Origin of the sequence: Kribbella sp. NBC_00889, from assembly GCF_045207705.1 — a bacterium.
Taxonomy (GTDB): domain Bacteria; phylum Actinomycetota; class Actinomycetes; order Propionibacteriales; family Kribbellaceae; genus Kribbella.
In genome coordinates, this window is the sequence record NZ_CP108783.1 from 1,711,267 (window position 1) to 1,733,358 (window position 22,092).

Here is a 22,092-nt window from a genome sequence, read left to right on the forward strand (position 1 = left end):
CCGATCCAACAGACCCAAAGACACCGCCCGGGCCTTCAGTTCAGCACGTCGACGATCGCGGTGACAGGTCCGTAGGCGTCTGGCCGGTGATCGAGTATCTGGTGCCCTGTGGGTCGGGTTGACTCCAGTTGACCGGCGTGGCTCGGAAGACCTTGTCCTTCACCCGCATGACTGTGACGTTGCGGGGGAGTCGCGGAGCACTTCCTCCCTTGGCGGTGAGGTAGACCTTGTCCTGCAGGATGTTCTTCGCGGCACTCTTGGCGAAGATGTCGATCGAGGCGTACGGCTCGAAGTACCCGGGCATCCCCGGGACCGCGCGGAACATCGACTGCCAGTCCGCCGGCTCCCAGACCAGCATCCCGACGCCCTTGTTGTCGACGATGTCGTTCGCCGCCTGGATCACGCGCTGGAGCGCGTCGGCCTGACCTTGTACCGTGCGCGGGAACGTGGAGTTCGGCATCGGAGCGCCGCCGTCGCCGGATGCCGGGTAGGACGTTTCAGAGATCTCGAGCCGGTAGTTCCCCAGTGTCGTCGCCATGGTGTGCAGGTAGAGATCGAGCTCGTCCGGCGAGCCATGCCACTCGGGATAGTAGGACATTGCCAAGACATCCGGATTCACGCCTCGGGCCTTGAGCCGGGGGAGGAGTTGCTGCCAGAACTCCATGGTCTTGTCCAACCGGTCCTTGTCCACGATGGCGTGGACCTCGACCTTGGTGGACGGCGAGGCCTTGCGAACGGCGCTGATGCCGGTGGCCATCAGTGATGCGAAACGATCCCACGCCTGGTTGTACTTGACCTGCTCCTCCGGCACTGTCGACTTCCAGTACTTCCACAGCAGGCCGCCACCTGGCTGGGACTGGTAGATGTCCTTGTCCCGGTCGAAGTACGGCGGGCTGGTCGTGCCGATGTCGGCGGCCTCGCTGCCGTACAAGAAGCCGTTGATCACTTCATTGCCGACAGCAACTTTATCCGGTCGCGTTCCCTGCCCGGCCAGACGGCGTACATAGTCGTGGGTGAACCTGTACATGGCTTGCTGCAGTTCGGGGAACGTCAGCTGTGCCCACGCACGCGGCTCGGGCTGCTTTCCGGGGTCGGCCCACGAGTCGGCGTAGTGGAAGTCGATACCGAGCTTCATGCCCTGCGCGACGACAGCCTTGGCGACCACCGCGGTGCGGTCCGGGCCCTGGTACGCCGGTGAGGTCGGAAGGCCCGAACTTTCGTCGCGGGGCTCGTTCCAGACGCGCAACCGCGTGTACTGCATGCCGCGGTCGGCCGCGACGTCCAGCAGACCCGGCCCAGCGCCCATGTTCTCCATCGACGGGTTCGGATTCACGTAGAAGTTCTGACCTTGGTGCTGGTCGGCGTACGACATGTCCGCGCCGTTCGCCAGGTCGTCGCGAAGATAGTTGAACGCTCTGATCTCGCTGATGCCCACGGTCGCACCGGGACTGGTGCCGATGATCCGCACCCGCAGATAGCGGATTCCCTCGCGATGGACCAGGTCTACGGAGCTGTGAGCGGTCACAGAATCCGTCCCAGCACGACCGGTGTCAAGAGCTGGAGGCCACGCGGAGGACGAGCTTGCCTCGGGTGTGTCCGCCTTCGCCGCGGCGATGCGCCTCGGGAGCCTGGTCGAAGGTGAAGATCTCCTCTACTTCGACCGCTACGTCGCCGGCGTCGATGAGCTCGGCGATCGTGGTCAACGCCGGGCCGTCGGGTTCGACCAGGAATGCGCGAGCCCGGCGGCCGTGTGCCTGGGCCCGCTCGAGCAACTCCGGCGAGACCCCGGAAGGTACGGCGACGACCAGGCCACCGGGCCGGACGACTTCGAGCGAGCGGGTGCTGGTGTTGTCGTGATTGTCGCCGATCAGGTCGATGACCACATCCACGTCGCGCACCGCATCCTCGAACCGTACGGCGGTGTAGTCGACGAGTTCATCGGCGCCGAGCTTGGACAACCAATCGTGCTTGCCTGCGCTCGCAGTACCGATGACATAAGCGCCAAGGTGCTTGGCGAACTGAACAGCGAGGTGGCCGACGCCGCCGGCCGCCGCGTGGACGAGCACCCGCTGCCCGGGCGTCACGTTGGCCACGGCGGTCAACGTCTGCCAAGCAGTCAGTGCTGCGAGCGGCACGCCCGCGGCCTTATCGTGGCTCAGCGTCGCTGGTTTGCGGGTGAACTGGCGAGCGGGCGCGGTCACGTACTCCGCGTACGCACCGGCCTGCCGCGGGAACCACGGCATCCCGGAGAACCACCTCGACGACGTACCCCCGCAACCTGAGCGGGGTCAGCGTGCGCCCGAGCGTAGGAGCTGTCGGGTAGTCGGGCGGCCTTCTTCGTCGAGGCGTACGACGACATGCTCGTTCCACCGTTCGTCGGTGCGGGGGTAGTCCGAGCGCCAGTGGCAGCCGCGGCTGTCTTGTCGTGTGGTCGCTGCCGCGATGACAGATCGCGCCACCGTTGCCAGCGGTCCGTTGCCCAGGGGCTCGAGTTCGTCCGCAGCGGCGTTCAGACCTGCACCATCGCGACGGATGCCGGCGTACTTGGTCAGGATCGCGCGGATCCGTTCGGGTTCGCGATCATGGTTCAGCGCCAGTTCGTGTGAGCGATCGTGGACGGTTGCTGGGAGGTCGAGGGTGAGGGCCGTGGCAACGCGCCGACCGAAGACCAGGCCCTCCAGGAGACTGTTGGAGGCGAGCCGGTTGGCCCCGTGTACGCCGGTTGCGGCGACCTCGCCGACGGCGTACAGACCTGGTACGTCGGTTGCGCCGTCGCGGTCGGTCCGGATACCGCCGCATAGGAAGTGTTCGGCGGGCGCGACCGGGATCTGCTCGGAGAGCAGGTCGACCCCGATCCGAGCGCAGGAGGCCAGTACGGTCGGGAACCGGTGACGAAGTACGTCGGGTGCGATGGAGGTGGCGTCGAGCCAGACGTGGTCGGATCCGTCGCGGCGCATCGTTGCCTCGACCTCCCGGGCGACGACGTCCCGAGGGGCCAGATCGGCTCGCGGGTGCCGGCCGGCCATGATCCTGCGCCCATGGACGTCACGTAGCACTGCGCCTTCACCGCGGACGGCTTCGGTGACCAACGGCAGTTGACCGCTGGTCTCGCCGGTGAAGAGCGCGGTCGGGTGGAACTGGACGAACTCCATGTCTACCAGGGATGCACCGGCCCGCAGCGCCAGAGCGATGCCGTCACCGCGCACCGTCGGCGGATTGGTGCTCGCCAGGTAGGCGTTGCCGATTCCGCCGGTGGCCAGTACTACGGCGCGCGCGTGGATCCGGGCGATCTCCGTGCCGGTCTCGACGAGCACGCCGACGATGCGGCCGGAGTCCGACTTGATCAGGCCGATGGTCCGTCCGTCCATCGTCTGAACGCCGGTGAGCTCCAGCGCGCTGCGGAGCGCGCGATGAACCTCCGCGCCGGTGGCGTCACCGCCCGCGTGCACGATCCGGGGATGACCGTGGCCGCCCTCGAGAGTCCTCGACAGGGATCCGTCGTCGTTCCGGTCGAAGCGCGCCCCCTGAGCGATCAGCTCGGCAAGTCGCTGGGGTCCCTCCTCGACCAGCGCCCGAACGTTGCGGGGATCGCAGAATCCTGCACCGGCGACGTCGGTGTCGCGCGCGTGGTCGAGCGGATCGTCCTCGCCGTACGCGGCGGCGACACCGCCCTGCGCCGACGGCGTGCTGCCGTCGCCGGCGCTGAGGACGAGCACCTCGCGGGTGGCTGCCAGGCCGAGCGCGGTCGAGAGACCTGCTACGCCGGCGCCGATGACGACGACGTCGACGGCGTACGTCATCGAGCACCTGCAGGTTTGCCGATGGCAACCATCCGTTCGACCGAACGCCGGGCACGCTCGACGACTTCGGGCGCCAGGTGGATCTCGTCGCGTCCCTCACGCAGGCACCGCACGAGGAGTTCCGGGGTGATCATCTTCATGAATCGGCACGAAGCCTTGGGGTTCACCGGCAGGAAGGTCGTCTTCTGGTTCACCTTGCGAAGCTGATGGAGCATGCCGATCTCCGTCGCGACCAGGGCGGTCTTCGCGGTCATGTCACGAGCGGTGTCCAGCATGCCGGCGGTGGACAGGATGTGGGTCCGATCTGCCGGCAGATCACCCACGCCGGCGAGCCAGACCGCCGACGACGCGCAGCCGCACTCGGGATGGACCAGAACCTCGGCCGCGGGATCGGCCGCCACCTGAGCGCGCAGGTCGGCCGCGCTGATGCCGGCATGCACGTGGCACTCGCCCATCCACACCTCGATGTTGTCCCGACCGGTCTGCCTCCTGACATGGGCCCCGAGGAACTGGTCGGGCAGAAACAGAACCGGCTGATCCGCCGGGATCGAGTTCACCACCTCCACCGCGTTGGACGACGTACAGCAGATGTCGGCCTCGGCCTTCACCGCCGCACTGGTGTTGACGTAGGCAACAACCGCGGCGTCGGGGTGCTGGGCCTTCCAGGCCCGCAGCTGGTCGGCGTCAATGGTGTCCGCCAGGGAGCAGCCGGCCTGAGCAGTGGGGATCAGCACGGTCTTGTCAGGGCTGAGCAGTTTGGCGGTCTCCGCCATGAAGTGGACACCGCAGAACACGATCGTGGACGCGTCGGTACTGGCCGCGATGCGCGACAGTGCGAGCGAGTCGCCGACGTGATCGGCGACATCCTGGATCGCCGGTTCCTGGTAGTTGTGGGCGAGCACCACCGCATCTCGCTCCCGGGCCAGGCGGCGTACCTCTTCCTGCCAGCTGATTGCCGTGCTCTGAGCAACGGTCACGACGAGGTCCTTCCATCGACAGGTTTTCGCTCGATAGGCGATAACTAGAGTGACGGTACCATCTGCGACGTGCCCGCAGCCAAGAAAGGTGATCCGGTTAACTTCCCCAGCTATCCCCATGAGGTGCTGGCCGTGGTTCTGTCCGTCCGCGACGGCAGGTTGTGTGTCCTGCTGTGGAGACGCGGGCGGAGTCCGCACCGGGATCGCTGGGCCTTGCCTGGGGGTGGCGTCGAGCCCACCGAAAGGCTCCGGGAGGCCATCACCGGTCATCTCGCGGCGAAAGTCGACGTCCGCGATGTCGCGCATCTGGAGCAGTTGGCCACCCACAGTGCGATCGACCGCGATCCGCGGGCGCGGGTGCTGGCGACGGCCTATCTCGGCCTGGTTCCGTCCGACGTGCGGCCCAATCTGCCGACCGACACGCTCTGGCATCCGGTGGACGACCTACCGCGTACGGCGTTCGACCACCACTACTTCATCGACGCAGCGGTCGCCCGGCTCCGGGCGAAGCTGTCGTACACGAACATCGGATTCGCCCTCGCTCCGCCCGAGTTCACCATCGCGGAGCTGCGCGACTTGTTCCGCGCGGCGTTGGGCTACGAGCTCGGCGCCACCAATCTGACGCGCGTTCTGACCCGGCGGCACGTGATCGACCCCACCGATCGCACGGCTCGCCCCGGGCAGTCCGGAGGACGCCCCGCCACTGTCTACAAGTTCGTAGCCCACGAGCTGACCGTCACAGACCCTTTCGCGGTACTCCGCCCACCGCGCTGATCCGCGCAGTCTCCGACCGGTACGCCGACCTCGCGATCGCCTCTGGCTAGGACCTGTGCAGCTGCTCGCTGGGATAGTCGCGGCAGGAGGGCAGGCAGTTCATGACAAGCGTTGAGCGGCAATGGCTGAAGTTGGGCGCGGGCAGTGAGTACAACAAGTACTGGGAGAGATACTTCAGCATCGCTGAAGAGGAGCGCGTGACAGCGCTGGCCGAGGGTTTGGTACCTGAGGCACAGCGTCTGGAATCGGCGATGAAGTGGTACGCGGCGCCTGGTGGTGGTGAGCTCTGGATCGTCCTGGTCCTGCACCCGCGAAAGGGCAGGCTCCTTCGGGCGCCGGGCCGGATGGATGCCGGCCAGCCGCACGTTGAGACCGTCCTGCCGTGGGATTCAGCAGCGGGTCTCCCGGTTGATGAGCAGCAACGGGTGATCATTGACCGCCTACGGGACGTGTTTGACGAACTGATGAGGCGGGGTGCCGGAGTCTTCGGGCCAACCAAAGATCGATAGAGACAACAGTCTCAGGAGCCGGCAGGGTCATCCACCGAATGCGGCAAACCACAGCTACCGCTGGCCGGCGGGCGGTGGAGTCGAGCTCGGCTGACTCCGGAGCAGACTGTGCGTGATGACCACCGCTGCGTAGCAGCCAACGGCAACCACCCGCAGCCCTCCGAGGCGCCTGCCAAGCAGGCGTTGATCGGGAATGCCGATAGAACCAGAAGGTCCGTGCGGGGTGAGGCGTGTTGCCGAGCATCCGGTACGCGATGGCCATCAGCCGCGGCCGCATCCCGACGAATGTCGCCAATGCCTCGTCGAGATCCGACAGTTCTTGTCTCACGCTTCCGGCCTTCCTGCACTCTGGAAATGTTTCCTCCCTTCACGTTCCGTCGTCGGTGCCGTTGTCGCACCCTGGCAGACCCATAGGCGATCCCGTGGTCCGGATGACCACGGGAATGCTCGCGTGGTTCGGTGCTGTCACATTTCGGCGAGCTGTCCGGACCTAGAGGTGTACTCAGTAGATCGACTACCTCGCCGGAAAGGGCGGCACATCATGAAGACCATGTTCTCGTCCACGGGTTCTGGGTGACCCCGCGCAGCTGGGAACACTGGATCGACCGCTACCAGAAGGCCGGCTACACCGTCATCGCGCCCGCTTACCCTGGGTTCGAGGTGGAGGTCGAGGCACTCAATGCCGACCCGACGCCGATCGAGGCGGTGACCGCCCCGGAGATCATCTCGCACCTGGAGTCGGTGGTCGGCGCCCTCGACGAGCCGCCGATCATCATCGGCCACTCCGCCGGCGGAGCATTCACGCAGGTCCTGCTGGACCACGGATTCGGTGCCGCGGGCGTGGCGGTCAACTCCGCGCCGACCGAGGGTGTGCGCGTCACCCCGCTGTCCCAGGTCAAGGCGTCGTTCCCGGTGCTGAAGAACCCGGCGAACCGGCACAAGGCGGTCGCGTTGACGCCCGAGGAGTGGAAGTACACGTTCGCCAACACCTTCACCGAGGAGGAGTCCCTCGAGCTCTACCACCGGTACCACGTCGCGGCCTCGGGGCGGATCTTCTGGAACAGTCTGCTGGCGAACTTCGAGGCCGGCCCGCAGGATGTCCACGTCGACTACCACAACGACAACCGACCGCCGCTGCTGTTCATCTCCGGCAGCGAGGACCATCTGATGCCGCCCAGCATCCAGCGGTCGAACGCCAAGCACTACAAGTCGTCGAAGACCATCACCGAGATCAAGGAATACGAAGGCATGCCGCACCTGCTGCCCGCGCACGAGGGCTGGGAGGAGGTCGCCGACTACGCCCTGGCCTGGGCAGCAGAACAGGCTGGCTGGCCGGCCCCAGCCGGCGCCTGAAGGACCTCCGCGGCACGTCCGCCTTGGCAACTCGAAGTGTGGTTGTCAGCGGTAGGGATCGCGCTCGGCTTCTTGGCGGACTGCCTGGAGGGCGAGACGGAGGTCGGGGACAGGGACTGAGCCGAGTGCGAGTCTGAGGGCTTGCGGCACCGTGGGCGTTGTTGCGAATGGTTCAGCAGTCGAGACCGCGACCTGTTTGGTGGCCAGAGCTGCCGCGATGCGGTCCGGGCGTGCGTCCGGTGCCAAGGGCAACCACAGGAGGTACGACGACGGGTGGCCGAGATAGGGCGTCCCGGCCAAGACCTCCGCGGCGATGGACTGGCGTAGGCGGGCGTCGGTCCGCTTCTGTGCCTCCAGGTGGTCGACGGTGCCGTCGTCCAGCCACCGGGAGGCGATCGCTGCTGTCAGGCCAGGGGTGTGCCAGGTCGTTGCCCGGATGGTGCGTTCGAGTGCCGGCACCAACTCAGCGGGTGCGGCGATGAAGCCGAATCGCAAACCGGTGGCCACGCTCTTGGACAGGCTCGAAACGTAGATCGTGAGGTCAGGCGCAGACATCGCCAGGGGCGCTGGTGCGTCCACGATGAGAAAGGCGTACGAAGCGTCCTCGATGATCGAAACGCCGTACCGGTCGGCGATCGAGACGAGTTGCGTGCGTTGCGCGTCGTCGAGCACCCAGCCGAGCGGGTTGTGCAGGGTCGGCATCGTGTAGATGGCGCGGACCCGCCGTCGTCGGCACAACTGCTCGAGTGCATTGAGATCAGGCCCGGCCTCGGTCACCGGCAGGGGCGACAACTCCAGCCCCAGTGTGCGCGCGAGCACGATGAGCCCGGGGTACGTGACAGCGTCCACAGCAACCACGTCGCCGGGCTGAAACAGGGCCATTGCTGTCACGGCGAGTCCGTGCTGGGCACCATTGACGATCAGGATTCTTTCGCGGCCGACGTCGAGTCCCCGTCGGCGCAAGTGACTGGCGACCGCGGTCCGGTCCTGAACGCGTCCGCGGTGGGGCTGGTAGCGCAGGAGCGCGTCGAGGTCGCCGGCTCCAGCGAGGTCCCGTAGTGCCTGGCGCAGCAGCTCGGCCTGGCCGGGAACCGAGGGCGAGTTGAAGCTCAGATCGATGGCGTCGACGGCCACCGACCGTTGATCGATCTCATCGCCGGACGCGGCAGAGAGGTCACGGACGAACGTGCCTCGGCCCTGCTCGGAGCTGACCAGTCCCATCGCTTCCAGTTCGGCGTACACCCGGGATGCCGTCACGACTGCTATTCCGTGGTCGGTGGCGAGCTTGCGATGAGTGGGTAGACGGTGGCCCGCCGGCCACCGCCCGTCGCGGATCTGCGCGGCCAGCGAATCGACCACGCCCTTGTACTTCGGAACTCTCACCACCGCAGTGTATGCATGACAATTTCTCGATCGTCATGGATCAGAGCCCTAGCCTGTGGATCATGCACATCGCGATCCTGACCTTCGACGGCTACAACGAGCTCGACAGCCTCATCGCCCTCGGCATTCTGAACCGCGTCAGCGCACCCGGCTGGCGAGTTTCGATCGCCGGCCCGACGCCGCGGGTGCGTTCGATGAACGGCGTCACGATCGATGCCACGATCGATCTCGATGAGGCCTGCACCGCGGATGCCGTCATCGTCGGCAGTGGCCGGCAGACCCGCGAAGTAGTGGAGAACGCTGCCATCATGAGTTCGCTGCGCCGGCTCGATCCTTCCCGGCAATTGCTGGCCGCGCAGTGTTCCGGCGCGCTGGTCCTGGCCAAGCTCGGACATCTGCGCGACGTGCCCGCCTGCACTGATCTCGTCTCCAAACCGTGGGTTGTGGCCGCCGGCGTTGAGGTCCTCGATCAGCCGTTCTTCGCCCGCGGCACCGTCGCAACTGCGGGCGGCTGCCTGGCGTCGACGTACCTCGCCACTTGGACGATCGCCCGCCTCCACAGCCTCGACGCTGCCAGAGACGCTATGCATTACGTCGCCCCTGTCGGCGAGAAGGACGACTACGTCGCCCGGGCACTGGGCAACGTCACTCCATACCTGGAGTCGTCCCCGACTGACCTCGAGACGCTCAAGGCGTGATGCGCCCGCGCCGGCCCCCGGGAGAGGACCAGGGATTTTCGCGGGCGCGACGCGGGCTGTGCAAGAGCATCGTTGTGATTCAGACCAGATCCACAGCCCTCCGGCTGTGTGAATGAGGGAGGAATCATGATGAGAGGTATCCGGCAGATGAGGTCGGCCGGAGGTCGGCCGCAGACGCCATTGGGAGCCGTGCTCCGCGGATCGGCGGCGGGCGCCCTCGGCACGTTGGCCATGGACCTGCTGCTGTACCGCCGCTACCGCAAGGATGCCGGTAAGAGCGGATTTCCGCGCTGGGAGTTCTCAGCCGACGTCCAGAGCTGGGACCAGGCGCCTGCACCTGCCCAAGTGGGGAAGCGGCTCTACGAAGGGCTGTTCCGTCGTGAGTTGCCGGACCGCACGGCCGCCTTGGTCAACAACGTGATGCATTGGGGGTTCGGGATCCTCAACGGTGCCGTGTACGGCGTCCTCGCGGGATCGGTACCAGTGCCCAAGAGCCGGTACGGCGCTCCCTTCGGCGCGGGCGTCTGGGGGAGCGGCTACGTGACGCTGCCCGCAGCCGGACTCTACGAACCGATCTGGAAGTACGACCGCCGTGTCCTCGCCAAGGACCTCAGCGCGCACCTGGTCTACGGACTGAGCACCGCCGCCGTGTTCCGCACTCTCGACTACGTGCGGAGGCCACGGCGATGACTGGAGACGCGCCGGGCATCGGTGTAAAGATCCTGCACGACAGCAGCGCCATCACCGTCGGGCCGTCCGGTGCCGAGGGTGTGGCCGAGCCCGGCGCCTCCCTGGTCATGCTGACACCAGAGCTCGACCTGGGCACCTCGGGCAAGCTCGGCGTCGGGCCCTGGAAGAAGGAGAAGACGCGCTGGCAATCGGTCGGCCTTCGATCATCCTTCAAGGACTGGTTGACCGGGTCAGCGCCTTCGGGTTGCGTTCAGTAGGCGTCGGCGGCGTGGGACGACAGGCGCTGGGGTCTCGACGATGTCTGTAGGTTCCGCGGGCGTGGTGGGGAGGCCGCTGGCGGCTGGGTCGAGATCGATCCTGCGGGCAGTGGGGGTGTCGATCCTCGCCGGTGCAGACTGAGGCTTGCGGGTGACGTACGCCCGGATGCGTCCCGCCGACCGGACCGTGCGGTGCTCCTCCACCGACCCGTCCAGTGCTTGAGTCGCGACGCGGCGACGCTTGTTGGTGATCAGGAACGACAGCCAGATGCCGGCCGCCCCGGCCAGCATCAGGATCACTCCGACGGCGGGCAGGTCGACGACGTCACTGCGGTCGCGTAGACCGAAGGCGAGAATCGCGCCCGTGGCCATCAGAAAGATCCCGAACCCAATACTCATCACGCGCCTCCCTTGACCGGGCCCTGAGGAGCACCCGGTACCCACCTCCAACCCCGGACAGGCGACGTACTGCCGTGGTCGGCCGGTCTGATGGAATGGGCGGATGACCACGACAGCCTCCCGTCCGACGCTGCGGTTCGAGGATCCGGAGAGCCAGGCACTGTACGGCGCGATCTACGCGGCGGCGCTCGAGAACCTGCTGGGGACCAACACCGTTGCGTTCGGCGACATCCACGCGAGGAGCGGGCTGATGGATCCGGCGGTCGGCATGGTCCGGGCCGGTGGCGGCTACGAGCAGCCGTGGACCCGGGACGCGACGATCAACAGCTGGAACGCGACGAGCCTGCTGGCGCCGGCGCTCGCCGCGAACACGCTGTGGGCGGTGGTCGAGAAGGATGCCGTGGGCAAGCTCAGGGTGCAGCAGGACAGCCAGCAGTGGGATCAGGTGGTGTGGACCGTCGGCGCCTGGCACCACTATCTGGTGACCGGCGACCGGGACTTCCTGCGGAGCGCCTACGACGTGGTCACGAACACCCTCGTCCTCCGCGAGCAAGCCGCGGTCTTCGGCCCCGACCCGCGCTACGGCCTGTTCACCGGTCCGTCGTTCTTCAACGACGGCGTCTCCGGTTTCCCGGCGCCGACGGCGGACGGCGGCGAGTCGCGGGGGAGCGAGAGTACGTCGTACCCCGATGTCGTCTCGGCCATGTACCTGAGCACCAACGCGCTGTACCACGCGGCCTACACGCGCGCCGCCGACATGGCGGACACGCTCGGCCGGCCGGCCGGCGGCTACCGCGCCAAGGCAGCGGCCATCAAGCAGTCGATCAACCAACACTTCTGGAACCCGCGGACCGGAAGCTACAACTACGAGATCACTGCCGACGGGACGCCGGGCGCCTACCAGGAAGGCGCGGGGCTGGCGTTCACCCTGCTCTTCGGGATCGCCGACGGCGCACAGGCCAGTGCCCTGATCTCGAACGCGCAGCGGATGACCTGGGGAATGCCCGACACCTATCCACACTGGGACAGATATTCCAGCGCGGAGCCAGGACGCCACAACGCGATCGTGTGGCCGCTCGTGCAAGGACTCTGGGCGAAGGCCCTGGCCAAGCACGGCGACCTGAAGGGGTACGCGACGGAGACCGGGCTGCTCGCGGCGCTGGTCAGGGACAGCGGCGGCTTCTGGGAGGTCTACCACGGGAACACCGGTGCCGTCGAGGGCGGCTACCAGGGCGCAACCGACGTACTGAAACGCCGCTGGGACTCCGAGCCCGACCAGACCTGGTCGGCGACGGCGTTCATCGACATGATGCACACCGGCCTGTTCGGGATGACCTTCGACGACCACGGCCTCACCTTCGCGCCAACTCTCCCACCCAGCTGGGGCAGCGTCACCCTGACCGGCCTGCGCTACCGCGACGCCACCCTGACGGTGACCCTCCGCGGCACAGGCAAGGCCATCCGCTCATTCACCGTCGACGCCATCCCACGCACCGAGTACGGCGTACCAGCCTCGCTCCATGGAGCCCACACAATCGAAATAACCCTTGCCCCGTAACCGAAGGTCAACCCGATGGACCACCGTGTGTAGCTGTGGAAAGAGGTCGGCAGAAGCCGCGTTCGAGACGGCGCGGCGAGAAGCCGGGATGAGCCGCCCGTGTAGATAACTGCTGTGTCCGAGGAGCTACACGCACCCTAACCACACGGCTGCAGCTCGGTGCTTGAGTAACGCGAGCGATGACATCTACAAGTTGTTGGCTTGACTGCGTACTCGGCGCTATGCGCCTCACCCATGGGACAGTTGCCCAACGATGACGATCTTCACGTTCCACCTCGCGGCGCTCCGTCCGACGACGACGGCGGGGGCACTGTGGAAGGCGCCGACTGTGCCTTCCACGCCCGGGTTGCGGTACGCCGAGTGCCTAGCGCTGATGCGCCTTGGTGCACCGACCGTCTCGCGGGCCCGGATGCAGCTGCGTCGGATGGCGATGTTCGCGCGGTGGGAAGACGAGGCGGCGGTCATGACGTTCCTGGCGGATCACCCCCTGGGCAGGGAGTTGGCTGCGGGCTGGCACGTGCGCATGCAGTTCCTTCGTCGCTGGTCGCGGCTTGCGGCGTTGCCCGACCTGCCGGCGAGAGCGGGCGAGTGGGACCCTGCCGAGCCCGTCGTGGCGGTCACGCTGGCCCGGATGCGACTCCTGGAGGTGCCGAGGTTCCTTAAGTGGGGCAAGCCCGTGGAGCGGCTGGTTCGCGACCATCCGGGGGTCACGTTGGCGCTGGCCGCGGTGCGCCCGCCTCGGACGATCTCGACGTTCTCGGTCTGGCGGTCCGTGCGGCAGATGGAAGAGATGGTGCACGGCCACGGCACTGTCCCGGAACCCGACCGTCATGCGGCCGCAATGGCCGAACGCCGGCGCAAGGACTTCCACCACGAGTTCGCGACCCTGCGGTTCCGGCCGCTGTCGGAGCACGGCTCGTGGCAGGGGCGGAGCGGGATCGTTCCCCGGTAGGGCGCTGCAGCTCGTCGCGTCCAGGTCGGGAGTAGAGGATGTTGTCGGTGAGGTTCTCGAACGTCTTCGTCTGTCGTCCACGCCTCATGGAGCCGGCCACTGCGCTCTGCGAGAAGCTCCTGTCCAACGCGAGCCCATTGGGTCTCTATGCCGAGGAGGTCGACCCGCGCAGCGGACGCCATCTCGGCAACTTCCCGCAGGCCTTCACCCATCTGGCCATGATCAACGCGATCACCCACATCATTCGCGCCGAGGAAGCGGCCGGCACGAACACCTACGCCCCGGCACACCAGCGACTCTGACGGAGCACTGACTGTCGGTCGAGTCTGGACGAGTGGACGCGGTCTCTTGTCCCGCGTGGTCTCGTGCGCAACCGTGGGTGGATGGACAGGTCAGAAGAGAACCGCGCGATCGACGAGGTCGTGGAGCGACTCGCCAAGCAGTTCCCCGAGCGACCGGTAGACGACGTGGCGGTCGCCGTGAGCGCCAGCCGTCCCGAGTTCGACCAGGCCCCGATCCGGGACTTCGTACCGCTCTTCGTCGAGCGAGAGGCCAAACACCGCCTCCGAACCCACGCGTAGTAGGGGTTCGAAGGACGCCGACAGGCCCTCCACGGGGTCGACGGTTCGTTGCGGTCAGGCGTGCTGGCTCGCAGTTCCCGGGCAGTGAACTCGGTCCGGACACGACCAACGTGATCAGCTAACCGGTGGCGTCGACCTGGCGCTGAAGCCGGAGACGGCCGGCCCGGTCCTGGCCGCAGACATTCCGGCGCGACAGGGAGCGGTGTTCCTGGCCGCCCAGCGTCCGGTCGCTGCCTCGGCCTTCTCCGAGCCGGTGCAGGAGACCGCCCCGGCGGCACTCCCGAAGTACGCCGTCATCCCGACCGGTGACAAGGCGATCGCTCCCGCGGCCGAGCGGTTCATGGCCACCCGGGCGGGAGCCACGAAGATCGAGGTTCCCGGTGCGTCGCACCTGGTCGCGGTGTCCCAGCCCTCAGCAGTGACCCAGGTGATCGAGCGAGCCGCCCGTTGATCAACCCAGACACGGAACCGGCCGGAGCATCCCCGCTCCGGCCGGTTCCTGTGATTCGGTCGGTAGGGGCTAGGGGTCGACGGTGAAGCTGAACATCATTCCGCTCTCGTGGTGTTCGGCGATATGGCAGTGCGCCATCCAGAGACCGGGGTTGGTCACGTCGAGGAGGATGTCGACGGTTTCGCCTGTGCGTACGAGAACGGTGTCCTTCCACACGAGATTGGGCTCGACGGTGTCGTCGCGGCTCATGACAAGGAAGCGGCCGGCGCCGTGAATGTGGAAGGGGTGGTGCATCGGGTGGTCGGAGTCCATTTCGTTGACCAGCCTGATCTTCACCTGATCGCCGACCTTGAAGTGCCAGTCGATCGCATGGTTCTCGCCACCGGTGCTGCGGTCGACGAGCTTCCAGCGCATGTTGGCCGGTGTGGTGATCCGGTTGACGTCGACCATGTCGTCTTCCCACTCGATGCCACCACTCGCCTCATGGTCGTGGCCGTGCTGGTCGGTCGCATGGTGCTGGGACTGGGTGGGTTCGTCGCCGTGGTCTTCCTGGGTCTGGCCGACGAGTTGCGACGGCATGAGCTTCATCCCGCACTGGGGGCAGCGGTCGGGTGAGCCGCTCACGACGTCGGGATGCATCGGGCAGGTGTAGGTGGCGGCAACGGCAACCAGCTTCATGCCGCAGTGCGGGCATCGGCCTTGGTCGGCGGTGATGACTTCGGAGTGCATGGGGCAGGAGTAGACGATGGGGCCGTCGGGTACACCCATGTCCATTTCAGCCACGAACGCGAGCGTCTTGTCCGGTGCCACATCGCGGTACCGTTCCAGCCGATCCCGTTCGGCTGTCATGTCGGCGTTGGTGCGAAGTACCTCGAACTGCTTACTCAGCTCCGGCGCGGCCGGCGTCTCGCGAACGGTGACCGACGCCAGGGGATAGGTGCGCTCTGGATGCCGGTGCTCGAGTGTGACCATCCCAGGCTGGTCGAACAGTACGTCGACGACGATCCGCTCCGACGGCGCAAGCATCACCTCAGTCACGAAGGCTTCCTGCTCGACCCTGCCGCTGTCACCACCCACCAGCTTCATCCGGGCCCTGTCGAAGCCGACATTGAAGACCCGCGTGTTGGCCGTGTTGGTGAAGTAGAAGCGGACAACCTCTCCGAGGTCGGCCGACAGTTCGGCGGTGACGTCACCGCCGATCAGCATGGTGTTGCCGAACCGCCCCATCGCCACGTACGTCGTCTCGGTGCGGCTGAACGACGCGATCTGACCGTTCTCGAGCAACACATCGTCGAGGGTGATCAGCTCCTCCCGATTCACCGGGGGCCAATAGTCGGGGTCGGACGGGACGACCACGATGTTGCCGTACAGGCCCATCTCCTGGCCGTAGTCCTCGCGGATGTGCGGGTGGTACCAGTACAGGCCGGGATCGTGGAACTGCAGTCGATAGCTGAAGCTCTGACCCACCTGCATCGGTGTCTGGGTTTCGTGGGTCCCGTCATAGGCGTTCTGCAACCGGAGCCCGTGCCAGTGCACGGTGGCCTCGGTGTCGGCCTCGTTGGTCACGTTGATGACCACTTCCGAACCCTGCTGGACCCGCATGGTTGGCCCGGGCACCGATCCGTTGTAGGCAAGCATGCGCACAGTCGCATCGCCCAGCTGCTTGACCATCGCAGCGATACCCAGGTCGAACTCTTCCCCGTTCGCGAGAGAGACGATCTCGGATGGTCGGGATTCTGGGAGGTCACGTATGTCGGTGGGGAAGTCTCCGTGATTCTGACTGTCGGTGTGGTCACTGTGGCTCGACATGATCGGGCTCCCCCTGGCTCTCTCCTGCGTCGGCGTGTTCACGATTGGCTGTATCTGGGGGCAGTTTGCGGCTGCCGACCAGGGTCTGGACCTGTGTGGCGATGTACTCGGCGTCGTCCTTCACCCAGCCGAGCAACGCTGAGCCACGGGTGTGTTGCCAGTACAGGCCGAGAAAGTAGAGTCCCGGCAGGTTGGTCACCCCTCTGTGGTGGCGGACGCGTCCTCCGGCATCGAGTACCGGGGCCTTTATCCAGGAGTAGTCGGGCCGGTATCCGGTTGCCCAGACGACTGCGTCGACGCGGAGTTGGGTGCCGTCAGCAAAGTTCACGGTGTTGTTCGACGCGCTGACCGCTCGCGGATGCAGGTCGACACCGAGACGCCTGAGCTGCCTCGGGCTTGAGCCGATGAGTGTCTCCCGCTCGCTCAGCCGACGCCCGAGACGTGAATCGACAGTCCTGTTGAGTAACCGCGTCTTGGTGAGCCACCAGAACAAGTCGCGGTGCCAAACCTTCTGAGGCAGCGGCGTCTGCCGTGAGCCGACCGAGAGGTGGACCGTGTGTGTGCCGGCGAGCTCCGTCGCGATCTGGAAACCGGTGTTGCCCCCACCGACAACCAGCACGGTCCCCGCCGGGACGTCCCGCGGTTGCCGGTACCCCGTGCTGTGCATCTGGAAGACCTCAGGACCGAGCTGACCGGCCAGCGCCGGCGTGAACGGCAGCTGGAACGGACCGGTCGCCACCACGACCTGGTCGGCCCGCACTCTCCTGTCGCTGCACTCGAGCTGAAACCCATCGTCGATCTGGGTCAGTGACCTGACGGCACTGTTCAAAACCACCGGGAGCTTGTAGGTCTCCGCGTACGCCGTCAGATAGGAGACCACCTCGTCACGCGTCGGGTAACCGTCGGGATCCCCCGGGAAGCCCACTCCGGGGAGTGCGTCGTACCGGCGCGGCGTGAACAGGGCGAGCGAATCCCACCGGTCCCGCCACGCTGCCCCCACCGCGTCGGCGGCCTCGAGGATGATGAACCGGCGACCCTGACGTGCCAGAAAGAACCCGATCGCCAGCCCGGCCTGGCCCGCACCCACCACGACGACCTCTAGGCGGTCATCATCACCAACCCCCCGCCAGGCAGTTTCCGCGTCCTCCGGGATGAGCGGTGTCTCGGCCATGCTGGCAGTTTCCGCTCTACGGGTCGGTGGTGTCGAGACGTCGGCGTACGGCGCCCTACTCTGACACCATCGAGGAAGACGGTGAGATTCGGATGAACCAGCCAGCGACCCACGACCCCATCGGATCCATCGGTTGGACCGAGCGCACCGGTGGTTTACTGACGGTCCGCGAACGCATCTCGCTCGCTCGGCCACTACTACGCGGCCACCTCCGCATCATCGTCGGCAGCCTCGCAATGGCCACTCGAACACATTCGGGGCGCCGGAGCTCGGTTGAACCAGACGCGCTGGTCCCGCCGGATTCGTTGCTGGCACGAGAGGCCGAGGCTGCTGCTCGGGACCTCCTGACACCGGCGTTGCTCAACCACTCGCGCCGTGCCTACGCCTGGGGTGCAGCTATCGCTGCACTCGACGAAGTCGAGTTCGATCACGAATTGCTGTACGTCGCCGCGCTGTTTCACGACACAGGCCTGCCGAGCCGGGTCCCCGACGTCGACTTCACGGTTCGCAGCGCGGCACTGGCGCGCGACTTCACTAACCGCCACGACGTACCAGAGGTGCAACGCGAGCTCGTGACGAATGCGATTGCGATGCACCACACGCCAGGCGTCGGTGTTGAATCCGGTGCCGAAGCCTTCCTGCTTTCCGCCGGTGCAGCGGTTGATGTGTTCGGGCTGCGCAGCGATCACGTACCCGACGCAGTCCGCAAGACAGTCGTCCAGGACTACCCACGCGTCGGCTTCAAGCGGGAGTTCTCGGGGCTGTTACGAGCCGAAGCCAAGCAGGTCCCGCATGGTCGCGCCTGGTACCTACACCGCTTCGCGCTCAGCGACGTGACAATCAGGCTCGCCCCTTTCCGCGGATAAGCCGGGGCATACGGCGTTGATGCGGATGCCATGAGGTGCGGCCTCGAGCGCCGAGCTCTCGGTCGAGTCGTCTGTGGTCGCGGGTCTTGCGTCAGCGGCGGCGCAGATGCTTGTCGGTGATGGCCGGGGTGGGGTCGATGTAGAGGTCGCCGGGGTTCAGGTCGACGCCGGGCGGAACGATGTCGTCGATCTGGTCGAGCATGTCGTCGCCGAGTTCCACATCGGCGCCGGCGAGGAGATCGGTGAGGTGCTCGGGGCGGCGGGGGCCGATGAGCACGGAAGAGACCGCGGGGTGGGAGCGGACGAAGGCGACGGCCAGATGGGCGATCGGCATCCCGGCTTCGGCGGCCAATGCGGTGAGCTTCTGGACGGCGTCGGCCTTGGCCCTGACACCCGGCTGCGAGAGGTCGAACATCTTCGCACCGGCGCCGGCGTTGCGGTGCCCCGTACTGGGGTCGGCCCGGCCGGAGAGCCAGCCGGAGTTCAGCGGGCCGAAGGTCAGCACGCCCATGCCGTACCGCTGGGCGGTGGGCAGCACCCGGTTCTCGATGCCGCGCGTGAGGATGGAGTACGGCGACTGCTCGGTGCGCAGACGGTGGTGGCCGCGGCGCTCGGCCGTCCACTGAGCCTCGACAGTCTCCTCGGGCGCGAAGAAGGAGCCGCCGATGGCGCGGACCTTTCCGGCGCGGATCAGGTCCGACAAGGCGGCGAGGGTTTCGTCGATGTCAGTGGTCGGGTCCGGCCGATGCATCTGGTAGAGGTCAATGTGGTCGGTGTCGAGGCGGCGCAGGCTGTCCTCGACAGCGCGCCTGATCCAGCGGGCCGAGCCGCCACGCCGGTTGGCGTCATCTCCCATTGCCAGCCCGAACTTGGTCGCCAGCACGACCCCGTCGCGCCGGCCCTGGAGGGCCTTGCCCACGATCACCTCCGACTCGCCACCGGAGTAGACATCCGCGGTGTCGAGGAGGTTGATACCGGCATCGAGCGCGGCGTGGATCATGCGAACGCACTCGTCGTGGTCAGTGTTGCCCATCGTTCCGAACATCATCGTGCCGAGTGCGTACTCACTCACCGAGATGCCGGTGCCGCTGAGAATCCTGCGCTTCATCGCAGATCGCCTCCTGGGTGTCGGGTGGTTGTACCGCCAGCGAAGCACCGCCGATTGCCGAGGTGAGAGACCTGGTTCGACCGGGGGTCCAGCAGAACCCCCCTCGCGGCTCCGTACCGGGGTCCGCCGGTTCTACCGTGGTGCCATGAGCCAGGAACCGAATACGGAGCTACGGGAATTCCTGCGCTCGCGCCGCGCGAAGATCACCCCCGAGGAAGCGGGCCTGCTGCCACAGACCGGCACCCGGCGGGTGCCGGGCCTGCGGCGCGAGGAGGTCGCCCAGCTCGCCGGCGTCAGCGTGGACTATTACGTCCGGCTCGAGCGCGGGCGGCCGGCCCATGTCTCGGAGGCGGTCCTCGACGCCATCGCACGGGCTCTGCGGCTGAGCGACCTGGAGCGCGCGCACCTGTTCCGGATCGCGCGCCCGTCCCGTGCCCGGCCGCGCCCGCTGCCGCCGCAACGCCTCCGCCCAGGTCTGCGGCTGCTGCTGGACACTCTCACCGACGTCCCGGTCGTGGTCCTGGGGCGCCGCCTGGACGTATTGGCCGGCAACCATCTCGCCCGGGCCCTCTACACCGACTTCGAAGCGCTGCCCACACGCCGCCGCAACATGGCCTGGCTCATCTTCCTCGACGAGCAGGTACGCGCGCTGCACACGAACTGGGAAAACGCCGCCCGCGGAGCGGTCGCCTCCCTACGCCTGTACGCCGGACGCCAGCCCCACGATCCTGCCCTGCCAGAACTCGTCGGCGAACTCTCCCTCCACGACCCCGACTTCCGTCGCTGGTGGGCCGACCACGACGTCTTCCAACGCACCCACGGCACCAAGCGCCTCCACCACGCCCTCGCCGGCGACCTCGTCCTGGGCTACGAAACCTTCACCGCCACCGACGACCCCTACCAGACGCTCGGCATCTACACCGCCGAACCCGGCTCCCCATCAGCAGACCGCCTGAGGCTCCTCGCCAATTGGAGCGTTCCTGCGCAGCAACCTGACCATTCCCAGCTTCCCCATGGTGGCTGACTCCGATCACGCCGACTGGGCCGACGCCACCGTGCGCCGATCGCCCTAGGCGCCGGGCTCTCTCTTGCGCACCTGACGGCTACCGGTCAGGTGCGCTTGAGTTCGAGGACGGGGATGATGCGGACGCCTGAGGTTTGGCGTTCGTACTCGGCGAAGCCGGGATAGCGGCGGGCTTGTTCGGCGTAGATGCGGTCGCGGTCCGGGCCGGTGACCTCGTGGACGGTGACGTCGTAGGTTTCGGTGCCGCGTTCGATGGTGGCGTGGCCGGCGGTGGTGAGGTTGATGTACCAGTCCGGGTTGGTGGGGGCGCCACTCTTGGTGGCGAAGACGTAGATGATGTCCGGGTCGGTTTCATGCGCGAGGTACATCGTGGGGTTGACGTACTCCCGCCCGCTCTTGCGGCCGAGGTGGTGCAGCAGGACGATCGGCGCGCCCTCGAAGGGACCGCTGACCCGGCCTTCGTTCGCTCGGAACTCGGTGATGGTCTGGGTGTTCCAGTCACTCATGGGGTTTCCCGTCGAGGTCAAGGTAGGTGGAGAGCCGCTGGCCCGCTCGGTCGAGTGCGGCGGCGCCTTCGTCGAGGATCGCATGGTAGGCCTGGAAGACGTGCGGTACTCCGGGGGTGATGTCGAGCGTGACCTCGACATCGACGACCGCGGCTTCACGGGCGAGGCGTACGGCGTCGTCGAGGAGGACCTCGTGTGATCCGGCCTGGACGATCAGGGGACACAGGCCGGACAGGTCGGCGAAGATCAGGCTGATGAGGGCGAGCGCGGTCGCCGTCGTACCAACCCTTGAGACCGCTGGCGCGACAGCACCCGGTGCTTGAGTCATCCGACGTCGTTTTCGGCTCAATCGGAGGCGCGGGTCAAGGAGGCGATCTCGGTCGGGGTCAGCTTGATCGACGTGGCGGCGATGTTGTCCTCCAAGTGCGACACCGATCCAGTGCCCGGGATCGGCAGGATGGCGGATGATCGGGCCAGCAGCCACGCCAGCACGATCTGCCGGGGCTGAGCGTTGTAGCGCTGGGCCAGTTCCTGCACAGCCAGGTTGTCGTCGAGGTCCTGGATCGGAGCCCACGGCAGGAACACGAGCCGCTCCTGCTCGCAGAGGTCGGCCAGCGATTCCGACTGGCGGTCGTCGATGTTGTAGCGGTTCTGGATCGAGGCGATCGGGGTCAGTCGCTGTGCGCGCCGCAGTTGGTCCTCGGTGACGTTGGACAGCCCGATGTGCCGGATCTTGCCCTGTTCCTTGAGGGTGACGAGAGCGCCGATCGAGTCCTCGAGCGGCACGTCCGGGTCGGGCCGGTGGAACTGGTAGAGCGGGATCTGCTCGAGCTTGAGCCGGCGCAGGCTTCCCTCGCAGGCCTCGATCAGGTGTTCCGGCCGGCCGTCGGCGAGCCACTGTCCCGGGCCGGGGCGTACGAGGCCGCCTTTGGTCGCGATCACCAGGTCGTCCGGGTACGGGTAGAGGGCCTCGCCGATGAGCTCCTCGCTGACGTGGGGACCGTAGGAGTCGGCGGTGTCGATGAAGTTGACGCCGAGCTCGACCGCTCGGCGCAGTACCGCCTTCGCCTCGTCGCGGTCGCTGGGTGGGCCCCAGATCCCGGCCCCGGTGATCCGCATGGCGCCGAAGCCGAGACGGTTGACGGTCAGGTCACCGCCGACATCGATGGTGCCGGCCGCTCCGGCGTTTCCGGGATTGGACTCTGACATGGGTCATCACTCCTTCT

At 66.9% G+C, this 22,092-nt stretch carries 25 protein-coding genes; 13 read left to right on the forward strand and 12 right to left on the reverse strand.

Annotation, left to right across the window (positions count from 1 at the left end; translation table 11 throughout):
* Positions 1–40: 40 nt before the first annotated feature.
* From OG817_RS08340 to nadA, 4 genes are read right to left on the reverse strand one after another with little or no spacing between them, the layout of a single operon-like run.
* On the reverse strand, positions 41–1,525 hold the full coding sequence (locus OG817_RS08340; protein WP_406053125.1) for a glycosyl hydrolase 53 family protein: 1,485 nt from the start codon (positions 1,523–1,525) through the stop codon (positions 41–43).
* A 25-nt stretch (positions 1,526–1,550) separates the two neighbouring features.
* Positions 1,551–2,243 (reverse strand): NADP-dependent oxidoreductase, encoded by a 693-nt coding sequence (locus OG817_RS08345; protein ID WP_406053126.1) that lies wholly within the window; start codon positions 2,241–2,243, stop codon positions 1,551–1,553.
* Between the two features lie 45 nt (positions 2,244–2,288).
* Positions 2,289–3,800, reverse strand: a complete 1,512-nt coding sequence (nadB, locus tag OG817_RS08350; protein ID WP_406053127.1) for an L-aspartate oxidase — start codon at positions 3,798–3,800, stop codon at positions 2,289–2,291.
* A complete protein-coding gene (gene nadA / locus OG817_RS08355; RefSeq protein ID WP_406053128.1) occupies positions 3,797–4,897 on the reverse strand; it encodes a quinolinate synthase NadA in 1,101 nt (366 codons plus the stop codon). Before nadA ends, nadB begins: the two co-directional genes overlap by 4 nt.
* Positions 4,898–4,909: 12 nt before the next feature.
* Between nadA and OG817_RS08360 the strand changes: the two genes are divergently transcribed.
* The 3 genes from OG817_RS08360 (at position 4,910) to OG817_RS08370 (ending at position 7,413) form a co-directional block, all read left to right on the forward strand.
* Positions 4,910–5,551: an NUDIX hydrolase gene (locus OG817_RS08360; RefSeq protein ID WP_406053129.1), complete on the forward strand. Its 642-nt coding sequence runs from the start codon at positions 4,910–4,912 to the stop codon at positions 5,549–5,551.
* Between the two features lie 101 nt (positions 5,552–5,652).
* Positions 5,653–6,060 carry a hypothetical protein gene (locus tag OG817_RS08365; protein WP_406053130.1) on the forward strand — a complete coding sequence of 136 codons (408 nt, stop codon included), beginning with the start codon at positions 5,653–5,655 and terminating at the stop codon, positions 6,058–6,060.
* A gap of 459 nt (positions 6,061–6,519) precedes the next feature.
* Entirely contained in the window at positions 6,520–7,413 is an 894-nt protein-coding gene (locus OG817_RS08370; protein WP_406053131.1) for an alpha/beta hydrolase, read from the forward strand.
* Between the two features lie 45 nt (positions 7,414–7,458).
* Here OG817_RS08370 and OG817_RS08375 read toward each other — a convergent pair whose 3' ends face one another.
* Positions 7,459–8,796, reverse strand: coding sequence for a PLP-dependent aminotransferase family protein (locus tag OG817_RS08375; RefSeq protein WP_406053132.1), 1,338 nt, complete (start codon positions 8,794–8,796; stop codon positions 7,459–7,461).
* Between the two features lie 62 nt (positions 8,797–8,858).
* Here OG817_RS08375 and OG817_RS08380 point away from each other — a divergent pair, with 62 nt between their 5' ends.
* From OG817_RS08380 to OG817_RS08390, 3 genes are all read left to right on the forward strand, one after another.
* The gene (locus tag OG817_RS08380) at positions 8,859–9,494 is read left to right on the forward strand and encodes a DJ-1/PfpI family protein (RefSeq protein WP_406053133.1); all 636 of its coding nucleotides are present in this window, start codon (positions 8,859–8,861) and stop codon (positions 9,492–9,494) included.
* A 126-nt stretch (positions 9,495–9,620) separates the two neighbouring features.
* A complete protein-coding gene (locus tag OG817_RS08385; RefSeq protein ID WP_406053134.1) occupies positions 9,621–10,184 on the forward strand; it encodes a hypothetical protein in 564 nt (187 codons plus the stop codon).
* Positions 10,181–10,441, forward strand: coding sequence for a hypothetical protein (locus OG817_RS08390; RefSeq protein ID WP_406053135.1), 261 nt, complete (start codon positions 10,181–10,183; stop codon positions 10,439–10,441). Before OG817_RS08385 ends, OG817_RS08390 begins: the two co-directional genes overlap by 4 nt.
* On the opposite strand, the gene OG817_RS08395 is transcribed toward OG817_RS08390, so the two are convergent.
* The gene (locus OG817_RS08395) at positions 10,415–10,840 is read right to left on the reverse strand and encodes a DUF6458 family protein (RefSeq protein ID WP_406053136.1); all 426 of its coding nucleotides are present in this window, start codon (positions 10,838–10,840) and stop codon (positions 10,415–10,417) included. The two genes, OG817_RS08390 and OG817_RS08395, sit on opposite strands and share 27 nt — an antisense overlap.
* A gap of 103 nt (positions 10,841–10,943) precedes the next feature.
* Between OG817_RS08395 and OG817_RS08400 the strand changes: the two genes are divergently transcribed.
* The 5 genes from OG817_RS08400 to OG817_RS08420 all read left to right on the forward strand — a co-directional run bounded on the left by OG817_RS08400 (position 10,944) and on the right by OG817_RS08420 (position 14,382).
* Positions 10,944–12,398, forward strand: a complete 1,455-nt coding sequence (locus OG817_RS08400) for an MGH1-like glycoside hydrolase domain-containing protein (RefSeq protein ID WP_406053137.1) — start codon at positions 10,944–10,946, stop codon at positions 12,396–12,398.
* Between the two features lie 253 nt (positions 12,399–12,651).
* Positions 12,652–13,350, forward strand: a complete 699-nt coding sequence (locus OG817_RS08405) for a hypothetical protein (protein WP_406053138.1) — start codon at positions 12,652–12,654, stop codon at positions 13,348–13,350.
* 47 nt (positions 13,351–13,397) lie between these two features.
* The gene (locus OG817_RS08410) at positions 13,398–13,652 is read left to right on the forward strand and encodes a glycoside hydrolase family 15 protein (protein ID WP_406053139.1); all 255 of its coding nucleotides are present in this window, start codon (positions 13,398–13,400) and stop codon (positions 13,650–13,652) included.
* An 81-nt stretch (positions 13,653–13,733) separates the two neighbouring features.
* The gene (locus OG817_RS08415) at positions 13,734–13,931 is read left to right on the forward strand and encodes a three-helix bundle dimerization domain-containing protein (RefSeq protein ID WP_406053140.1); all 198 of its coding nucleotides are present in this window, start codon (positions 13,734–13,736) and stop codon (positions 13,929–13,931) included.
* Between the two features lie 169 nt (positions 13,932–14,100).
* On the forward strand, positions 14,101–14,382 hold the full coding sequence (locus tag OG817_RS08420; protein WP_406057403.1) for an alpha/beta fold hydrolase: 282 nt from the start codon (positions 14,101–14,103) through the stop codon (positions 14,380–14,382).
* A gap of 69 nt (positions 14,383–14,451) precedes the next feature.
* On the opposite strand, the gene OG817_RS08425 is transcribed toward OG817_RS08420, so the two are convergent.
* A complete protein-coding gene (locus OG817_RS08425) occupies positions 14,452–16,053 on the reverse strand; it encodes a multicopper oxidase domain-containing protein (RefSeq protein ID WP_406053141.1) in 1,602 nt (533 codons plus the stop codon).
* A gap of 121 nt (positions 16,054–16,174) precedes the next feature.
* On the reverse strand, positions 16,175–17,362 hold the full coding sequence (locus OG817_RS08430; RefSeq protein WP_406053142.1) for a flavin-containing monooxygenase: 1,188 nt from the start codon (positions 17,360–17,362) through the stop codon (positions 16,175–16,177).
* Positions 17,363–17,454: 92 nt separating this feature from the next.
* Between OG817_RS08430 and OG817_RS08435 the strand changes: the two genes are divergently transcribed.
* A complete protein-coding gene (locus OG817_RS08435; protein ID WP_406053143.1) occupies positions 17,455–18,228 on the forward strand; it encodes an HD domain-containing protein in 774 nt (257 codons plus the stop codon).
* A gap of 91 nt (positions 18,229–18,319) precedes the next feature.
* On the opposite strand, the gene OG817_RS08440 is transcribed toward OG817_RS08435, so the two are convergent.
* Positions 18,320–19,336 carry an aldo/keto reductase gene (locus OG817_RS08440; RefSeq protein WP_406053144.1) on the reverse strand — a complete coding sequence of 339 codons (1,017 nt, stop codon included), beginning with the start codon at positions 19,334–19,336 and terminating at the stop codon, positions 18,320–18,322.
* Between the two features lie 145 nt (positions 19,337–19,481).
* Between OG817_RS08440 and OG817_RS08445 the strand changes: the two genes are divergently transcribed.
* Entirely contained in the window at positions 19,482–20,360 is an 879-nt protein-coding gene (locus OG817_RS08445; RefSeq protein ID WP_406053145.1) for a helix-turn-helix transcriptional regulator, read from the forward strand.
* Between the two features lie 86 nt (positions 20,361–20,446).
* Here OG817_RS08445 and OG817_RS08450 read toward each other — a convergent pair whose 3' ends face one another.
* From OG817_RS08450 to OG817_RS08460, 3 genes are read right to left on the reverse strand one after another with little or no spacing between them, the layout of a single operon-like run.
* Positions 20,447–20,866, reverse strand: coding sequence for a nitroreductase family deazaflavin-dependent oxidoreductase (locus OG817_RS08450; protein ID WP_406053146.1), 420 nt, complete (start codon positions 20,864–20,866; stop codon positions 20,447–20,449).
* Positions 20,859–21,194 (reverse strand): alpha/beta hydrolase, encoded by a 336-nt coding sequence (locus OG817_RS08455; RefSeq protein ID WP_406053147.1) that lies wholly within the window; start codon positions 21,192–21,194, stop codon positions 20,859–20,861. The genes OG817_RS08450 and OG817_RS08455 overlap by 8 nt, the downstream gene beginning before the upstream one ends.
* A gap of 17 nt (positions 21,195–21,211) precedes the next feature.
* Positions 21,212–22,075, reverse strand: coding sequence for an aldo/keto reductase (locus OG817_RS08460; protein WP_406053148.1), 864 nt, complete (start codon positions 22,073–22,075; stop codon positions 21,212–21,214).
* Positions 22,076–22,092 lie beyond the last annotated feature (17 nt).

Coding starts and splice junctions, on each gene's coding strand:
- OG817_RS08395 (WP_406053136.1), bottom strand. CDS start 10,840: ATGAGTATTGGGTTCGGGATCTTTCTGATGGCCACGGGCGCGATTCTC.
- OG817_RS08450 (WP_406053146.1), bottom strand. CDS start 20,866: ATGAGTGACTGGAACACCCAGACCATCACCGAGTTCCGAGCGAACGAA.
- OG817_RS08390 (WP_406053135.1), top strand. CDS start 10,181: ATGACTGGAGACGCGCCGGGCATCGGTGTAAAGATCCTGCACGACAGC.
- OG817_RS08460 (WP_406053148.1), bottom strand. CDS start 22,075: ATGTCAGAGTCCAATCCCGGAAACGCCGGAGCGGCCGGCACCATCGAT.
- OG817_RS08430 (WP_406053142.1), bottom strand. CDS start 17,362: ATGGCCGAGACACCGCTCATCCCGGAGGACGCGGAAACTGCCTGGCGG.
- OG817_RS08405 (WP_406053138.1), top strand. CDS start 12,652: ATGACGATCTTCACGTTCCACCTCGCGGCGCTCCGTCCGACGACGACG.
- nadA (WP_406053128.1), bottom strand. CDS start 4,897: ATGGGGATAGCTGGGGAAGTTAACCGGATCACCTTTCTTGGCTGCGGG.
- OG817_RS08365 (WP_406053130.1), top strand. CDS start 5,653: ATGACAAGCGTTGAGCGGCAATGGCTGAAGTTGGGCGCGGGCAGTGAG.
- OG817_RS08445 (WP_406053145.1), top strand. CDS start 19,482: ATGAGCCAGGAACCGAATACGGAGCTACGGGAATTCCTGCGCTCGCGC.
- OG817_RS08440 (WP_406053144.1), bottom strand. CDS start 19,336: ATGAAGCGCAGGATTCTCAGCGGCACCGGCATCTCGGTGAGTGAGTAC.
- OG817_RS08345 (WP_406053126.1), bottom strand. CDS start 2,243: ATGCCGTGGTTCCCGCGGCAGGCCGGTGCGTACGCGGAGTACGTGACC.
- OG817_RS08400 (WP_406053137.1), top strand. CDS start 10,944: ATGACCACGACAGCCTCCCGTCCGACGCTGCGGTTCGAGGATCCGGAG.
- OG817_RS08435 (WP_406053143.1), top strand. CDS start 17,455: ATGAACCAGCCAGCGACCCACGACCCCATCGGATCCATCGGTTGGACC.
- OG817_RS08380 (WP_406053133.1), top strand. CDS start 8,859: ATGCACATCGCGATCCTGACCTTCGACGGCTACAACGAGCTCGACAGC.
- OG817_RS08415 (WP_406053140.1), top strand. CDS start 13,734: ATGGACAGGTCAGAAGAGAACCGCGCGATCGACGAGGTCGTGGAGCGA.
- OG817_RS08425 (WP_406053141.1), bottom strand. CDS start 16,053: ATGGTCAAGCAGCTGGGCGATGCGACTGTGCGCATGCTTGCCTACAAC.
- OG817_RS08385 (WP_406053134.1), top strand. CDS start 9,621: ATGATGAGAGGTATCCGGCAGATGAGGTCGGCCGGAGGTCGGCCGCAG.
- nadB (WP_406053127.1), bottom strand. CDS start 3,800: ATGACGTACGCCGTCGACGTCGTCGTCATCGGCGCCGGCGTAGCAGGT.
- OG817_RS08455 (WP_406053147.1), bottom strand. CDS start 21,194: ATGACTCAAGCACCGGGTGCTGTCGCGCCAGCGGTCTCAAGGGTTGGT.